At 63.4% G+C, this 15426-nt stretch carries 17 protein-coding genes; 8 read left to right on the forward strand and 9 right to left on the reverse strand.

Features of this window, described 5'->3' with window-relative positions; translation table 11 throughout:
* The first annotated feature begins 24 nt into the window (after nucleotides 1-24).
* On the forward strand, nucleotides 25-366 hold the full coding sequence (locus tag D002_RS0103290) for an STAS domain-containing protein (protein ID WP_018140487.1): 342 nt from the start codon (nucleotides 25-27) through the stop codon (nucleotides 364-366).
* A gap of 29 nt (nucleotides 367-395) precedes the next feature.
* On the opposite strand, the gene D002_RS0103295 is transcribed toward D002_RS0103290, so the two are convergent.
* Both D002_RS0103295 and D002_RS0103300 read right to left on the reverse strand, forming a co-directional pair.
* On the reverse strand, nucleotides 396-2357 hold the full coding sequence (locus D002_RS0103295; RefSeq protein WP_018140488.1) for a SpoIIE family protein phosphatase: 1962 nt from the start codon (nucleotides 2355-2357) through the stop codon (nucleotides 396-398).
* Entirely contained in the window at nucleotides 2341-3294 is a 954-nt protein-coding gene (locus tag D002_RS0103300; protein WP_018140489.1) for an ABC transporter substrate-binding protein, read from the reverse strand. Before D002_RS0103300 ends, D002_RS0103295 begins: the two co-directional genes overlap by 17 nt.
* Before the next feature lie 178 nt (nucleotides 3295-3472).
* On the opposite strand from D002_RS0103300, the gene D002_RS0103305 reads away from it, so the two are divergent.
* Both D002_RS0103305 and D002_RS0103310 read left to right on the forward strand, forming a co-directional pair.
* A complete protein-coding gene (locus tag D002_RS0103305; RefSeq protein WP_026181486.1) occupies nucleotides 3473-5674 on the forward strand; it encodes a TRIC cation channel family protein in 2202 nt (733 codons plus the stop codon).
* Between the two features lie 312 nt (nucleotides 5675-5986).
* Nucleotides 5987-6319 (forward strand): DUF3634 family protein, encoded by a 333-nt coding sequence (locus D002_RS0103310; RefSeq protein ID WP_018140491.1) that lies wholly within the window; start codon nucleotides 5987-5989, stop codon nucleotides 6317-6319.
* Nucleotides 6320-6412: 93 nt separating this feature from the next.
* Here the strand turns inward: D002_RS0103310 and katG are convergent, their stop codons facing one another.
* The 3 genes from katG to D002_RS0103325 all read right to left on the reverse strand — a co-directional run bounded on the left by katG (nucleotide 6413) and on the right by D002_RS0103325 (nucleotide 9324).
* On the reverse strand, nucleotides 6413-8593 hold the full coding sequence (gene katG, locus D002_RS0103315) for a catalase/peroxidase HPI (RefSeq protein WP_018140492.1): 2181 nt from the start codon (nucleotides 8591-8593) through the stop codon (nucleotides 6413-6415).
* Nucleotides 8594-8808: 215 nt separating this feature from the next.
* A complete protein-coding gene (locus tag D002_RS13885) occupies nucleotides 8809-8940 on the reverse strand; it encodes a hypothetical protein (RefSeq protein WP_255349317.1) in 132 nt (43 codons plus the stop codon).
* Between the two features lie 153 nt (nucleotides 8941-9093).
* The gene (locus tag D002_RS0103325) at nucleotides 9094-9324 is read right to left on the reverse strand and encodes a hypothetical protein (RefSeq protein ID WP_231362911.1); all 231 of its coding nucleotides are present in this window, start codon (nucleotides 9322-9324) and stop codon (nucleotides 9094-9096) included.
* A 198-nt stretch (nucleotides 9325-9522) separates the two neighbouring features.
* Between D002_RS0103325 and D002_RS0103330 the strand changes: the two genes are divergently transcribed.
* Nucleotides 9523-10473 (forward strand): PDC sensor domain-containing protein, encoded by a 951-nt coding sequence (locus D002_RS0103330; protein WP_018140494.1) that lies wholly within the window; start codon nucleotides 9523-9525, stop codon nucleotides 10471-10473.
* A 155-nt stretch (nucleotides 10474-10628) separates the two neighbouring features.
* Nucleotides 10629-11090 (forward strand): hypothetical protein, encoded by a 462-nt coding sequence (locus tag D002_RS0103335; protein WP_018140495.1) that lies wholly within the window; start codon nucleotides 10629-10631, stop codon nucleotides 11088-11090.
* 67 nt (nucleotides 11091-11157) lie between these two features.
* Here D002_RS0103335 and D002_RS0103340 read toward each other — a convergent pair whose 3' ends face one another.
* Entirely contained in the window at nucleotides 11158-11526 is a 369-nt protein-coding gene (locus D002_RS0103340) for a rhodanese-like domain-containing protein (protein WP_018140496.1), read from the reverse strand.
* A 45-nt stretch (nucleotides 11527-11571) separates the two neighbouring features.
* Nucleotides 11572-11919, reverse strand: coding sequence for a PilZ domain-containing protein (locus D002_RS13825; protein WP_026181487.1), 348 nt, complete (start codon nucleotides 11917-11919; stop codon nucleotides 11572-11574).
* A 291-nt stretch (nucleotides 11920-12210) separates the two neighbouring features.
* Between D002_RS13825 and D002_RS0103355 the strand changes: the two genes are divergently transcribed.
* On the forward strand, nucleotides 12211-12414 hold the full coding sequence (locus tag D002_RS0103355; protein ID WP_026181488.1) for a hypothetical protein: 204 nt from the start codon (nucleotides 12211-12213) through the stop codon (nucleotides 12412-12414).
* Between the two features lie 136 nt (nucleotides 12415-12550).
* On the opposite strand, the gene D002_RS0103360 is transcribed toward D002_RS0103355, so the two are convergent.
* Nucleotides 12551-12919 carry a nucleotide pyrophosphohydrolase gene (locus tag D002_RS0103360; protein WP_018140500.1) on the reverse strand — a complete coding sequence of 123 codons (369 nt, stop codon included), beginning with the start codon at nucleotides 12917-12919 and terminating at the stop codon, nucleotides 12551-12553.
* A 713-nt stretch (nucleotides 12920-13632) separates the two neighbouring features.
* On the opposite strand from D002_RS0103360, the gene D002_RS0103365 reads away from it, so the two are divergent.
* Complete coding sequence (locus tag D002_RS0103365; RefSeq protein ID WP_018140501.1) at nucleotides 13633-13971, forward strand: hypothetical protein; 339 nt, start codon at nucleotides 13633-13635, stop codon at nucleotides 13969-13971.
* Nucleotides 13972-14056: 85 nt separating this feature from the next.
* On the opposite strand, the gene D002_RS0103370 is transcribed toward D002_RS0103365, so the two are convergent.
* A complete protein-coding gene (locus D002_RS0103370; protein WP_018140502.1) occupies nucleotides 14057-14500 on the reverse strand; it encodes a hypothetical protein in 444 nt (147 codons plus the stop codon).
* Between the two features lie 541 nt (nucleotides 14501-15041).
* Here D002_RS0103370 and D002_RS0103375 point away from each other — a divergent pair.
* The gene (locus D002_RS0103375) at nucleotides 15042-15413 is read left to right on the forward strand and encodes a rhodanese-like domain-containing protein (protein ID WP_018140503.1); all 372 of its coding nucleotides are present in this window, start codon (nucleotides 15042-15044) and stop codon (nucleotides 15411-15413) included.
* Nucleotides 15414-15426: the final 13 nt, after the last annotated feature.

Below are 15426 nucleotides of genomic sequence, written 5' to 3' on the forward strand. Positions count from 1 at the left end.
TGAACAACAAGGCCCGATTACGTAATGGAATTGAATAAAGAGACCGTGGACGGCGTATGCGTGGTGAGCCCCGAGGGACGCCTGGACAGTAATACGTCGCCGGCTTTCGAGGCGGAACTGCTCGCCCTTCTGGACGATTCGCCCACCCTGGTGATCCGGTTTGCCGACCTGGAATACATCTCCAGTGCCGGGCTGCGGGTCATGCTTATGGCGGCGAAGAAGGTTCGGCAGCTGAATGGTCAGCTAGTGCTGTGCGAGATTCATGAGCCGATCCGGGAGGTCTTCGAGATCAGCGGCTTCCTGTCGATCCTGGACGTCTGCGATGATCGGGCGGTGGCCGTGGCACGCGCCCGCGGCGAGGACTGAAGCCCGGTACTGATTCCAGTGTCCGGGCCTCAGGTGCGTCCGCCCGCCGGTCCGACAAAGTGCAGTGCCAGCACGGTGACGTCATCCGCCTGATCGGCCTCGCCGGCAAACTCCTCTACCGCCTTCATGACGGCCGCAGTCTGCTCCCCAGCCGCTCGGCCCTTGAGCTCGCCGTACAGGCGGATCAGGCGGTCCTCGCCGAACAGGTCCTGCGCTGGATTCGCCGCCTCGGTCACGCCGTCGGTGTACAGCAGCAGCTCTTCGCCCGGAGCCAGGCGCAGATGCTGCGTCGCGTACGGCATATCTTCCATCGCCCCGAGCACCAGTCCAGGTGCCAGCTTCAACCACTCTGCGGTGCCATCCACCCGCCGGATCAACGGCGGGTTGTGGCCCGCATTCGCCATCACCAGCTCCCCGCTGTCCAAGTCGAGAATCCCGCAAAGATAGGTCACGAACATACCGCTGTCGTTGTTCAGGCACAGCTCGTTGTTGACCCGTTCGAGGATGCGCCCGGGATCCGGCTCCTGTTCCGCAATGCCCTTGACCAGGGTCTTGGTGACGGCCATAAACAGTGCGGCCGGGACGCCCTTATCGGAGACGTCCCCTACGGCAAAGAACAAGCGGCGATCGCCCTGCATCGTAAAGAAGTCATAGAGATCGCCCCCAACCTGGCGTGCCGGGAGCAGATCCGCATGCAGATCGACATCCGCCTGCATCCGAGAGAGCTCCAGCCGCCGCGGCAGAAAGCTCATCTGAATGTTGCGGGCGATCTTCAGTTCGGACTCGATCCGCTCCTTGGCCGCTGTGGTTGCGGTCAGGTCGTTGATGTAGTCCTTCAGGGACAGGCGCATGTCATTGAAGGATCGAGCCAATTCACCGATCTCGTCCTGAGAGCGGATGGGGGGCATCGGCTGATCGAGATTGCCCCGGGCGATCTCGCCGGCACTGGTAACCAGCCCCTTCAGGGGGCGCGTGATACCCTGGGAGATCGCGATAATGGCCCCCAGCAGGATCAGGAACCCGACACTTCCGATGATCAGCACCAGGTGCATCACCCGCAGCACATCACCGAACAGTTCCCGCTCCGGGATGACCACCCCCACCACCCAGTCAGGATCCGGGAGGCGGACGTGGTAGAGCCGCGCAGGTTCGTCCAGCAGCGCATTCGGCAACCGGCTGAACCCCTCCTCCTGACGCTGCAGCATGCGCCCGAGTTCGCGCAGTTCCGGTTCATCCAGCGTCTCGGCCAGACTGAACAGGCTCTCGCGCATAATCCAGTCGCTGTTCGGCCAGGAAATAAACCGCGTCTGCCCGCTCAACAAAAAGCCGAAGCCACTGTCCAGCACCTCAACCGCATCGACGGTCTCGGTCAGACGTCGCAACTCGACGTCGAGGGTCACGATCCCACCGAGTTCCTCCGTGCCGTCCGCCACGGCATTAGCCATCGCAAAGGGCGTCGAGAAGGTGGTGATCAGGCGATCGGGATCGGCCGCCGATGCAAACGGATCCGCCCAGAATGCTTCGCCGGTGAGCGCGGGGATCTGATACCAGTCGCGGGTGAAATAGTCGAAGTCGGCCCCGCCGAGGTTCATGTACTCCAATTCCCCATCGGGCCCCTCATAAACGAAGGGCCCGTGATATCGCTGCCCGGGGATTGCCGCTTCCGGCTCCCAGGTGATGGCGGCACCCTGGGCGGCCGCTGTATGGGTCGTAATCGACTCCAATAGAGGCCGCATGGCCTCGGGGTCATGCCCGCCCTGAGTCAACGAGGCGGCCAGGGTGCGCCCCGAGCCCGCGACTTCGTTGAGTGAGGCCTCGATGCGCCCGGCCGTGGCGCGGGTCAGCTCGCGGGCCTGATGCTCCGCATGGTCCAGCATGATGTCGCGGACCATGTAGTACAGCAGCCCCGACGTGGTGAAGAAGATGGTCGCCACCGTGACCACGGTGACCAGCGCCAGACGTACCGCCAGGCTCTTACTCGGGGCGTGCATCAATCACCGGGCGGTGGAAGGTGTCGTAGTCCACAGGTTCACGCTCGAGGCTGACCAGGTTGTTCATCAAGTTGTGGGCCATTAGATAATCATTGGGGTCGAGCACCGGGGCCGGCAGGCGACCGTCCGAGTCGAAGTAAAGCGAGCGAAGCACCTTGAGCATTAGGCTCTGGTGGGCGCGGTTCGTGGGCTCACCGTGCTGCTGGACCCGCTCCATCACCGCATCCACCGCCTGCTCCGGATGCTCGAACGCGTGCTGCCAACCGCGTAGCGACGCAGCCACGAAGGCCTTTACAGCTTCGGGGCGCTCCTCGAGCGTGGATTCGAGAACGTAAATCCCGTCCTCGGCCAGGCCAGTGCCGTGTTCCTCCAGCCCGATCGTGGAAAGCTCCTCCGGCTCGAATCCCGAAAGATAGAGCTCCACCATTTCGTTGAACCGAGTGGCCATGGCCGCATCGACCGCACCCGAGCGCAGGGCATTTACACCCGATCCCTGATCGATAATCTCCGGCTCCACGCCGTAGGCGCGAAACAGCGCTTCGGGTTGAGTGCGAAAGCTCTGCCAGCGGGCCACACGGCGCCCATCGAGATCCTCGGGCGCGAGAATATCGCGATCGGCAAAGGACACGATCACCAGCGACGAGTCGTGCAGCAGTTGTGCTACGTTGACGACCTCCACACCGGCGTCGCGAAGCTCCAGCGCCTGCACCAGATACAACAGGGCAATATCGGCCTCGCCGCGAGCCAGCGCCTCGGATGCCGGATAGTCCGGGCCGTGCGGAAGGATGTCCACGTCCAGGCCGGCATCGCGGTACCAGCCCTGGTCGGCGGCGACATAAAAACCGGCAAACTGCGACTGCGGAACCCAGTGCGGCTGAACACGCAAGGGTTCCGCGAATGCCGAACCCGCCGCCAGGACCAGACTCAGGGCCAGCAACCGGCCGGCCCACCGGGTCGGGTTCCAGGGGAGACCCGGTGATGGAAGTCGCATGGACGAACTCGGCATCGGCTGAAGACCACCGGGAGGATGGATGAAAACGACGGACAGCATACCGGTCAGGACGGCCTCGCGCATCCGGGGGCGGCTGCGGGATCTGTTCGTTGTTTTGGTGTTGATGGTGGCCGGGCTGGTAACGGTTCCCGTGGCCGCTGCCGACCCGGTCGCATCCCTCGCCGCGCCGCTTCCGGTCGCAACGGAAGGCCCTCCGGAGACGCTGCGTTCCGGCTGGTTCGAGCGCCCGCCGTACCAATATGCCGATCCGGATGGCGTATCCGGAGCCGCAACGGGGCTGGACCTGCGTGTCGCCCGCGAGGCGGCCGCGGCCACGGGCCACACCGTACGCTATGGCCCCATGCCTTGGTCCGACCAACTGGCGGGGCTGAAGCAAGGCACCCTCGATCTGGTCGTCGGTACGTACTATGAACCCGCGCGTCTGAGTTACGTCCACTACTCGCGGCCCTATCGCGAGGAACGCAACGCGCTCTACCTGCGCGATGACGGCGACATCCGCCCGACCAGCCGCGAGGAGTTCCTGGAGGCGGTCGAAGCCGGCGCGTTTCGCCTGGGCATCACACGGGGTTATGCCTTCGCCCACCCCGAGGTCGCGCGCCTCGTGCGGGACCCAGGCGATGCAGCCCGAATCCTGGAAACTGACAGCGATGCCGCGAACGTAGCCGCCCTGGTGGAGGGCCGTATCGACGGGTTTATCGCCGACCCGGTGATCCTCGACCTGTTCCTGGCACAAAACGCCCAGACCCACGAGGTCCGCCGCGCCCGCCTCGAGCTCGGCTCGGTAGGCGTACGTGTCATGTTCAGCCGCGCGACCGTTCCACGCGAATTCGTCGACGCCTTCGATGCCGAGCTACAGGCTCTGGGGGACAGCCGCCGAATCGCCAACCTCGAAGTAGAACACCTGCTACCCGCGTTTCTGGCCATGACCACCAGCGAGGGATGGTTCAACGTACTGACGCTGATGGGCATCCTCGCCTTCTCCGCCTCCGGCGTGATGCTGGCGCGCCGCGAGCGCTACAACCTGTTCGGCGCCCTGATCCTGGCCACGCTTCCCGCCATCGGCGGCGGTGTGCTGCGTGACCTGCTTCTGGGACGCGATCCGATATTCATCTTCGAAACGCCCGAATTCCTGTTACTGCCACTGGCGGTGGTGCTGGGCGGCTTCGCGCTCTACAAGCTGCATGACCACTGGCTCGTGCATCTCGCCCCCGCACAGCGACTGTTGGCACGTCAGCGCGCGGGCCTCGGCGGGCGCATGGTCGGCAATGTGCAGCACGGCCTGGATGCCTGGGCGGTAGCCGCGTTCACCGTGATCGGCGTGGGCGTGGCCGTCGAAGCCCACGCCAGCCCGCTATGGCTCTGGGGACCGGTGATGGCCGTGGTCACCGCATCCTTCGGCGTGATCATGCGCGACGTGGTTCGCTCGGACTTCAACATCGACATGCTCAAGCGCGACTCCTTTGCCGAGATCGCGATCATCGGCGGCATTGCTTACTCGCTCCTGCTTCTCTGGCCGCCCGTGGAACTCTCGATGTTCTACATCCTGATGGTCACCAACGGCGTCATCGTGAGCCTGTTCGTGGCGCGGCTTCTGGTGTTGTGGTCCGGCTGGGTGAACCCATTACAGATGGGCGACCCGCATACCCTGCCGGAACGTCGTCTGGATGCCCTGGAAGCGGCGGAACCCGCCCTGTGGCAGCGCCTGTCGACCTACCTGGAAGAAAGCGAGACCGGCCGTGCCCGCGGTGTCGACCCGAGACGCCTGGAATCCCTGCACAAGGACTTCGGCTATGCCCTGGAGCCCTGGCAGACAGAGTTCACCGCGCTGGCCGGAGAACCGCTGTTCGAGTCCACGGTCATGCGCTACCAAAACCTGCGCGCCCGATTCGACACACTGCGCGCGCTGGAGCAGCAACTCTATGACCACCTGCGTATGCCGATCGCCGACGCGCTACCGGATGCGGAAGAGGCCGGCGAACTGGAGACCCGAGTCTCCGAGGGCCTGCGCAGCCTGCTGGACACCGTCAGCATGGCGGTGGAAAGCGGCGAACGGGAAGACTTCGAATGGTTGCAGGAACTCTCGCGCAACCAGCGGACACGTTTCGACGACCTCCGAGCCCGGTATCTCAAGGCCGATCCAGCGCCCGGCGGCGCCCTGGACCAGGTGCTACAACGCACTCACCGGGTCGAACGGATGATGTGGATGCTCGCCGACTACGTGGACCAGCGTCTGTCACCAGGCGGCGTGGCCGCCGTCAGCGACCGCCGCCAACGGCAGATGATGATGCAGACCGGGGCCCACTAGGTGTGATCTCTCAATAGGCTGTCCACGGGACGACTCCGAAGGATGCTGAGTTTGCGGACTTAGCCATTCCTAAGGCGAGAAAGAAGACACCCATCGTGGTCACCTGCCGCCACAGCCGCTTTCTCTCGTGGGAGCCCAGCCCTCTGGGCGATTGGGAGCTGGACACGCCCGATCGGCGAGAGGGCTCGCCTCCTACAGCGAGTACCGAAGGGTCGGGTCTTGCCCTGCGCCCCACGGCAGGAGACGATGGATGTCGAACGGCGTGCGCTACACTGCGCAATATCCCCTGCCCACCCCATCCCACGAACCGTCATGCTGATCACGTTTCTGCTTATGTTCGCCGCACTGGGCCTTGGCGTTGCGCTGATGCTTTGGCACGCGCGGCTAGTGTTTTCGGTGGAGCTGCGCGATGGCGCCGCACGTGTACGTCGTGGCAAGCCGCCGTCGCGGTTCGTGAGCGGCTGCGAGGATGTGGCGCGTCGATATGGCTTGAAGCGTGGCCAGATCAATGCGGTACGAACCGACGGGGGTGTGCAGCTGCGCTTCTCCCGAGATCTTCCCGAGATGACACACCAGGCCTTCCGCAATGTCTGGACACCACCGCCGGGCGGTGGGGGTGGCGGCGGGATGCGGGCAACGGGCTAGCCGCGGGGGGTAAACGGGGGGCAAAAAAACGCCCGGGATGATCCCGGGCGTTTTGGTCTGCAGGCCGGGCTCACTGCCCGGCTCGGGTTGACGTTACTGCTGGAATCGCTCCAGGTCGAAGCGGTCGGCGTTCATCACCTTGGTCCAGGCCTGGATAAAGTCCTTCACGAACTTCTCCTCGTTGTCGTCCTGGGCGTACACCTCGGCGTAGCTGCGCAGGATCGAGTTGGAGCCGAACACCAGGTCAATACGGCTGGCCGTCCACTTCACCTGGTCGCTCTTGCGGTCGCGCACCTCGTAGGTGCCGTTACCCGCGGTTTTCCAGGCGTAGGCCATGTCGGTCAGGTTGACGAAGAAGTCGTTGGTCAACTGTCCTTCACGGTCGGTGAACACGCCGTGCTTGCTGCCACCGTGGTTGGTGCCCAGCACGCGCAGGCCGCCGAGCAGAACGGTCATCTCCGGCGCGGTCAGGCCCATCAGCTGGGCACGATCCAGGAGCATCTCCTCCGGCTTGACGATGTAGTCCTTCTTCAGCCAGTTGCGGAAGCCATCGGCCAGCGGCTCCAGCGGGTCAAAGGACTCGGCATCGGTCATCTCGGCGCTGGCATCGCCACGGCCCGGGATGAAGGGCACCTGGACGTCGTGACCGGCCGCTTGGGCCGCCTGCTCGATGCCCACGCTGCCGCCCAGCACGATCAGGTCGGCCACGCTGGCACCCGTCTCGGCGGAGAGCTGCTCATAGACCTTGAGCACCTTGGCCAGACGCTGCGGCTCGTTACCTTCCCAATCCTTCTGGGGTGCCAGGCGGATATGGGCACCGTTGGCACCGCCGCGCATATCGGAGCCGCGGAAGGTACGGGCGCTATCCCATGCCGTGCTGACCATCTCGGCGATGCTGAGCCCGCTTTCGGCGATCTTCTGCTTGGTGGCCTCGACGTTGTAGTCGGTGCTACCAGCCGGCACCGGATCCTGCCAGATCAGGTCTTCCTGGGGTGCTTCCGGGCCGATGTAGCGGGTCTTCGGCCCCATATCGCGGTGGGTCAGCTTGAACCAGGCGCGGGCAAAGCAATCCCTGAAGTACTCGGGATCCTTGCGGAACGCGTCCATGTACTTGCGATAGACGGGATCCACCTTCATCGCCATGTCGGCGTCGGTCATAATGGGGTTGTGGCGCTTGGAGGGATCACTGGCGTCGACCGGCTTGTCCTCCTCCTTCATGTCCACCGGCTCCCATTGCCAGGCACCCGCCGGGCTCTTCTTGAGCTCCCACTCGTGATCGAGCAGGGCCTCGAAGTAGCCCATGTCGAACTTGGTTGGGTTCTTGGTCCAGGCGCCCTCGATGCCGGAGGAGACCGCGTTGGCCGCCTTACCCTGCATGTGGGGGTTGGCCCAGCCAAAACCCTGCTCCTCGACGTTCGCCCCTTCGGGCTCCGGGCCGAGGGCGCTGGCGTCGCCGTTACCGTGGCACTTGCCGACGGTATGACCACCGGCGGTCAGCGCCGCCGTCTCTTCGTCGTTCATCGCCATGCGGGCGAAGGTCTCGCGGACCTGCTCGCCGGTCTTCATGGGATCGGGCTTGCCGTTGACCCCTTCCGGGTTCACGTAGATCAGGCCCATCTGAACGGCTGCCAGCGGGTTCTCCATGGTGTCGGGCTTTTCAACGTCGCCGTAGCGCTCGTCGGAGGGCGCAAGCCACTCCTTCTCCGCGCCCCAGTAGGTGTCCTTCTCGGGGTGCCAGATGTCCTCGCGGCCGAACGAGAAGCCAAAGGTCTTCAGACCCATGTTCTCGTAGGCGACCGTACCGGCCAGGATGATCAGATCGGCCCAGCTGACCTTGTTCCCGTACTTCTTCTTGAGCGGCCACAGCAGACGGCGCGCCTTGTCCAGGCTGACGTTATCGGGCCAGCTGTTGATGGGCGCGAAGCGCTGGTTGCCGGTGCCGCCGCCACCGCGGCCATCGGCGATGCGGTAGGTACCCGCCGCGTGCCAGGACATGCGGATCATCAAGCCGCCGTAGTGACCCCAGTCGGCCGGCCACCAGGCCTGGCTCTCCGTCAGCAGAGCGTGCATGTCCTTCTTGAGAGCGTCGAAGTCGAGTTGCTTGACCTCTTCCCGATAGTCGAAGTCCTCACCCATCGGATCGGTCTTGCGATCATGCTGGTGCAGGATGTCCAGGTTCAGCGATTCCGGCCACCAGTCGGTGACCGAATGGCCTGCGGCGGTCTGGCCGCCGTGCATGACCGGGCATTTGCCCATGTTCTGATGCTCACCCATTTCAATTCTCCATTTCGCTGCTATTGAGCGTGTTTGCCGTACGGAAACAGCCATCCGTGCATGGATGATGGCCTTCCTCGGGAACGGTAAGCCGCTTCAGCTCCACGACCCGGTTGGCCGAGGGCCGACTTATGTTCCTTCTGTCTCTAAAGGTAGGCCGACAAAGCCATTGGTACCAGTTGTTATTCACCATCATTTCGATAGCGAAGGACTATTCAAGAATCGGACGGAAGATCGATCTCCGGCGCCCATAATCCCGCCGCTAACACCCCGGTCAAGCAGACCTCCTGGTCCACATCGAAGGCATGAAATCCGACCACTGCGTACAGCCCCAGTTCACGGGGCATACCCCGCCGGTCTCGTAAACCTCAGTATCGAACCCAATTGGGATCGTGTTTCGGGCCGACCTGGAGCGCTCAGCTATTTTCATCGCCGGAGCCACTCGACGCGCGGCACGTGACACGCCACACATAAGCGATGACCAAGAACATCGCGACTTATCAGAGGGGAAAAGTAATAACGGTCCCGAACCGGACCCCCTTGGCGCGAACCAACCGACCCAGCCGGATGACATGTTTCCGCCCGCCGGTCTCGACGGGATTCTCCAGGAATTCCAGCGACGGCTGGTTGAAGCGCTCGAGCATGGCCTCAGCCAACTGGCCACGACGCCACGCTGATTGGGACTGTGCGGGCGCATCGATCTGCTGCGTCTGTTGGTAGGCCTGTGCCATGCAGTCGGTCTCCACACGCGTCATATGCGGGATCGAAGCGCTTCTTTAGCCAGCGCCATAGCCGACCGATCCTTGCTTCGCCTTTCCCGCGCCAGGCGGATTGTTGCGCCATCCCCGCTCCTGCGGCACCCTCGAGTAATGCACGCCCACAAGGCGTCCCCACGGCATCTGCGAGCGAAATGCATGAGTGAAGCGACCATGACGGCAGTGGCCCGGCAACGCCTGCTGCTCCAGGGGCAACTGTCGACCGCCTTGGCGCGTCTGGTCGGCCCTTGCGCCGAGCGATGGGGGGATCGCGACGCCCTGGAACAGCGGCTCACCGAGGCCTTGGGCACGCTGCCCTCCTGCAAGTACCTCTATGTGCTCGACCATCGAGGCCATCAGGTCACCGCCAACCTGTCTCCGGAAGGTCCGTTACCGGATCAGGCCGGACGGGACCGTAGCACCCGGCCCTACATGGCCGAGGCCCTGGCCGGCGCGGAGTTCTCGATGTCGTCGGCCTACATCAGCCGCAACCGGCGCCGCCCTACCCTGACCGCCGTGCAGCGCCTGATCCGAGGCGACGACACACTGCTCGGGTTCCTCGGCGCGGACTTCGACTTGCGCGAGCTGCCCCTGACCCGCGAGCTCTATCAACAGCCGGACCAGTGGATGCAGCTCAAGGGCGACCCGGCCATCCGCGGGGGACTGTTCAACCAGCACCGGGTCGACAGCCCGTTGGACGGCCGTATCGACGAGGTGCTGGACCTGGTGACCGAGTTGGTGGCCGCCCACGGCGTGTTCCACGGCAAGCTGCATTTCTCGAGCTCACGAGCGACGCTGTGGCTGCGGGACGATCCCTTCCGCTATCGCTTGTTGGACTACGAGGACCTGACGGACCCGGGCATCTGCCTCGCCTATCCCCAGCGGGCCTATCCCGAGGAAGCCTTACTCTCTCCGGCTGAGGTGGCTGCGGTGTTTCGTACATTCCGCGAATTACGGTTCATGGACGATACGATTTACCTACGCTCCGGCTCGGTCAACATCTTCAACGGCATGGTCGGCCTGAATTTCTCCTGCGACGGCTCCCACTACATGAGCGGCCAGGAGTTCCTCGGCAAGCGCCTGGACTTCTGGCTGGGTTCCGGGCCACCAGACGCGCAGCCATAGCTCGCGTTCCACCCGCCAAGATGTCGCCGCGCACTCCAAATCGTCCTCACCAGGAGTAAAGCCGCGGTCTTCAGACGCCCGCGCCCGGATGTCACGTGAGGAACAACGCTCTCCCCTATTCTCCGTCGTGGCTACCCGCATGGATGGCGGTCGGGATGCTCTTGGTGGCCTGCACCGGGGCACCCCAGGCAGAGTCATCTACCACAGCGGATGGCGCGCCGCAGGAGTCCGCTACGATCGAAGCAGCGGAGAAAGGCTTCGCGAGTCCCGATGACAAGATCCACTACTACCTGGAACGCTTGTCGGACCGTAATTACACCGAAACCTACGGGGGCGAGGAGCATCCGCGCACCTGGTATACCGCAGCCGAAGAACTCGGCGGCATCGGCGAACCGGCGGTCCCGCACCTGGTTCAATACCTCGACTCCGACGACCCATGGGAGTTGAAGCTCGCACTCTATGCGCTAATGCTGGCCTCGCAGGATCCGGCAGTGACTGCGCGCACTGATGGGGACTATGTCCGCCTGGGCACGGTCCTCGACGAGAACGAAAACGCCGCGAACCGAGCCATCGCACGCGACTGGTGGCAACGCTGGAGCCATCTCTGGCAGGAGTGAGGGTTAAAACGAAGCGGCACCCGGAAGTTCTCTTGCCCACGACCCGAGGCCGGGAGGATCCAGACCTTTAACGGCCCGCGTCTTCGTGGCCCGCCTCGCATGGGAGCCCTGCCTTCCACCAGGCCAGCATGCCGCCCCGAAGCTGGCGCGCGTCGTAGCCGAGCGCGCGCAGCTTGCGAACCGCCGGAATACTGCGATGTGCACTAAGGCAGATCGCCACCACGGGACGCTCGGGATCGAGGCCCAGGGAGTCCAGCCTCTTCTCGGTGAGCTGCGTGATTGGCAGATGGCATGCGTCCGAAATGCGACTACGCCGATACTCCAGCCCGGTGCGAACATCCAGCAATTGAACCTCGCCGCGCTCCAACGCCTGGGCCAGGTCATGGGCCTTCATCTCGGGGACGCGCCCAAAGGGCCGCCACTGACTCAAACCCATCTCGTGGTTCTCCTATGTGCGGTAGGACGACTGGGGAAGCATCGATCAATGTGCTCGCCGAGGCGAGTACCGCATGCGGGCACGCAACAGGTCTAGCAAGCCGTCCACCTCCGATGGATCTTCGGCCTCAAACATCGCGCCGGCACCGCGCTCATCCAACCGCATCACGATGCAGTCCCATACATATGCGCGACCACCGCCATCCCCTTCGGGCCTCACGACTAACCGCAGTCGAGAATGCCTGGTGAGCCCCGAGACCGGAAGTTCCAGGTACAAACCGCTGAGACTGACATTACGCACCCGCCCGGTGGCCTGATAAGCCAGGGCACAGGTCAGGTCCTCCACTTCGGCCGCCATACTGACGGGCCTCCGCCTTCCTTCCCGAAGCTCCATCGCAGCCAACGCCTCCCGGGCCCCATTAGCCCTAGTATCCATGCGGCTATGCTTTGGAGTGTAGTCCAGCCAGGAGCGATTCGAGGATCATGGCGAGGAACGCACAGGGACGAGGGACCGCACCCCTTCACTCCGCCTGTTCACAACTCCTTGAGGGCTAGGACAACACCTTGAGGGAGCCATGGTCGTCGCAATGATGTTCCGGGGTACACCGATCCGGATCACGCCTGGCCCCGAGGGGGTGCTCATGCGTATGCTGTTCGTACGCTGAATCGAGTTTTCGCCATGTCGATCTACGCTTATATACGCCCGCTACTTCTGCTCGTTGTCATCCTGCCGCTGGCTACCGGCTGTACCGCCGTGAAGGTTGCTGGAACCGCGGGCAGTGCAGCTGTCAGCGCGACCACCGGCACCGTCAAGGCGACTGGAAAGGCGGCCGGAGCAGTGGGTAGTGCCGTAACGCCGAGCGGCAAGAAGGACCAAGACGACGACTAATTGCCGGCGAGACCCTCTGATCCCAGGTGCCCGCCAACGTTGGGTACAGGCCGATCCACCTACAGCCGGCTCTTGTGCTTCACACGCCTCAACCGCGGCCGGTACCGACCTGCGCCATGAAACAGGCGAGTGGTTGCTACAACTCCGTGTACTTCCGGGCGTGGCCACGGGCCTTCTCGACCGGATATTTGCGCGCATTCGTTTCCAGCTTGTCCGCCGTCGCTTGCAAGAGATCGATCTCCAGCTTGCGCGCCAGCAGGAGCAAGTAGATTTGCACGTCCGCAAGCTCCTCTCGGACCGCCTCGAGTCTTTCCCCGGACAGTTCGCGGGACTGTTGCTCGGTGAGCCACTGGAAGTGCTCGATCAGCTCACCCACCTCGCCCGAAAGCGCCATGCTTAGATTCTTGGGCGACTGAAACTGCTGCCACTCGCGTTCCTCGACAAACGCCTCCGCACGCGCGGCCAGCGCTTCCAGTCCTGTCTCCTTGTCTGAATCGTTGCCCATCCTCATCTCTCCTCGGGAAACACTGATGAAAGTGCGCACTCGCGCTCGAATCGCTCTTACGTGCGAACAAGGCACGGTGACTGCCGCGCAGCATTCTGCACAAGGGAGCCTCAACGCCGCGTACGCACCCGTTTCTGACAAGCGCGGACGGCCGTGCCCCTGCGTTGAATGGTCTGTGGGGCTGGTGCCCCAGGTTGCCGGATTCTGCGTTGCACCGGGTGCGGGTAAACCGCCCCCCGCCGCACGACACGCCTCGTCTCGAAGAACCTGGGGTACCAACGCGAGTGGGTGCATCGATCCGTGCCTCCCTGGGCCTTGATGCCTCGATAGCGGCCATCGTAGCCGACCGTGCATTCTCGCAAGAACGGGTACTGGCCCGTGGCGAGCTCAAGTCGTGTATCGAGCACTTCGGCTGGAGTTCCCTAGCATCAACTCTCGATGGCTACGATTCTCGACAGATCACAACTCAATACAGACGCGTTTGAAGCATTTCACATCGCACCGGAGATGCGGTTGCTTGGACCGGGGTCGGCTTGAAAACATCAATCCCGCACCGCCAGCAAGCACTATTCATCCACTCGCTGGCAGTGCGAAAAACTTCAAGTAAGTGAGGAGTCTCATTATGTGGACTATGCGCAAAACCGCCCTGGCATTCGCCCTAAGCTCGCTGTTTACCATTGGCTCGATTGGGGCCGCCCAAGCCGGAGGCATGGGTGCCGAAGGCGAAGCCGCTCCGCCGAGTGCTGAAGGCGGCGCCCAAGGTGGTGCCGAAGCGGGTGGAGCCCCGCCTGAAGCAGGTGGTGGTGCCGGTGCCGGTGCCGGTGGTGGTGCTGGTGCTGAAGCGGGTGGCGCAGGCGCCGAAGGCGGTGCCGAGGCCGGTGGCGGCTTCCCTGACCCCGACGATGATGACGACGATGACGATGATGAGATGGGCCGCTAACGACGGGCCCATTCAGCACTCTCTCCACAAACGGCACATGGACGTGCCTTTTCTTTTATCAAAAGTCGGTAACAACGCGGACGTGCGATTCAATCAGCGTCTCCTTAACTGACTCCTGCACGCTCACCTACCTTACCCGCCTTTGGACTTACCCTATCTCGGCCAAGTCATTGGTAGATCCCTCTACCGATTGGTGTCTAAATTTCCGTATCGACGTGCGATCCCCGATTGGCGGGATCACTGGCGTCTATTGTCCCATCCGCCTGTAACGTATCCGCGAAGAACCCAGGCTCGGCATCGTTGGAGGTCTGAACCGTGGTTGCGGCAGATGTCTGCACCATCGTGCCCCCCATGGCGGTGACAGCGTTCGACGTCCCCATTTGCGCCGCTTCGAGCGCGCTTGGCGCCGTCAAGCCTTGTACCCCCATGGCAGTAAACTGCGGTTGCTGGGCGGCGTGTGCCGCATGGACGGGCTGGTTGAACTGGGGCTGATGGGGCTGGGGCTGCTGGGCCGCAGTGTTTTGCGCAGCAGCAGTGTTCTGGTTCTGGGCGTTGTTATTGGCTTGATTGCCTGCCTGTTGAGGGTTGTTGGCAGGCGTGGTTCGGGTATAGGCGGGTTGGCTCGTAATCCCATCGAACATAAAGCGACTCCTTGGGCTAGGACCGGACCAGCAACTACTGGCTCTTGCGGTCGAACGCCCGTTCCCAAGCAGCCACTATGCCAACTGCCTTCGCGATCTCATCTCATCCGTCGCCCTGCGCAGCATGACGCGATTTTGCTGCCTGCACCTTAACTCGGCGCCCCCCGGAGTACGGCGCAGAACCGGCAAATCCGTTCTGCCCCCTCCGGAACTGGATTGCCAACCGGCAACGCACTATCGATGGCTCGCGACACGCTTGGCGACCATCATCCCGGGCGCTCCGGGACGTTTTCGTGGGGCATTGCTGGCTTTGCCGGGGCCTTTGTGGCGCCCCGCGATGACGGCCCCTAAGTGGGTGGTAACCAAAGGCCATCAGTCGGTCGCGTGAGTCGATACGCTGATCGCACTCACGGCACCCACAAGGGTCTTTGGCATGGCGGACCAAGCTTGCCGAGAATACTGCAGGCAAGAGCCAAATCGTCCATCGCGCCGTTTGAGCCCATCACTCGTTGGCTTGACCAAGAACACAAAGGAGAAAGGAATGGATCATCACGACGAAGAGTTTCTGCGCCGCGCAGCAGCCGCGCGCGCCCGTATCAAGGAGATCGCGCCACAGCAGGTGGACACACATCTGCAGTCCGGCGCGGTGGCCATCGATGTCCGCGAACCCGACGAATACGAGAAAGGCAGCCTGCCGGAAGCACGGAATGTCGCCCTGGACTCGATCAGCCAACAGATTGAAGGCGTGGTGCCCGACAAGGACGCGCCGATGGTGTGCTTCTGCAATGGCGGGAATCGCGGGGCATTGGCCGCAGCCCAGTTACTGGAGCTTGGGTATACCAATGTCCAGTCCATCGCGGGCGGACTGCGAGGCTACGAGGCGTCCCACAACACGTCCGAGCAATCGGACTGAACACACGCCTTTC

The organism is Thioalkalivibrio sp. ALJ7, assembly GCF_000376865.1.
GTDB lineage: Bacteria > Pseudomonadota > Gammaproteobacteria > Ectothiorhodospirales > Ectothiorhodospiraceae > Thioalkalivibrio.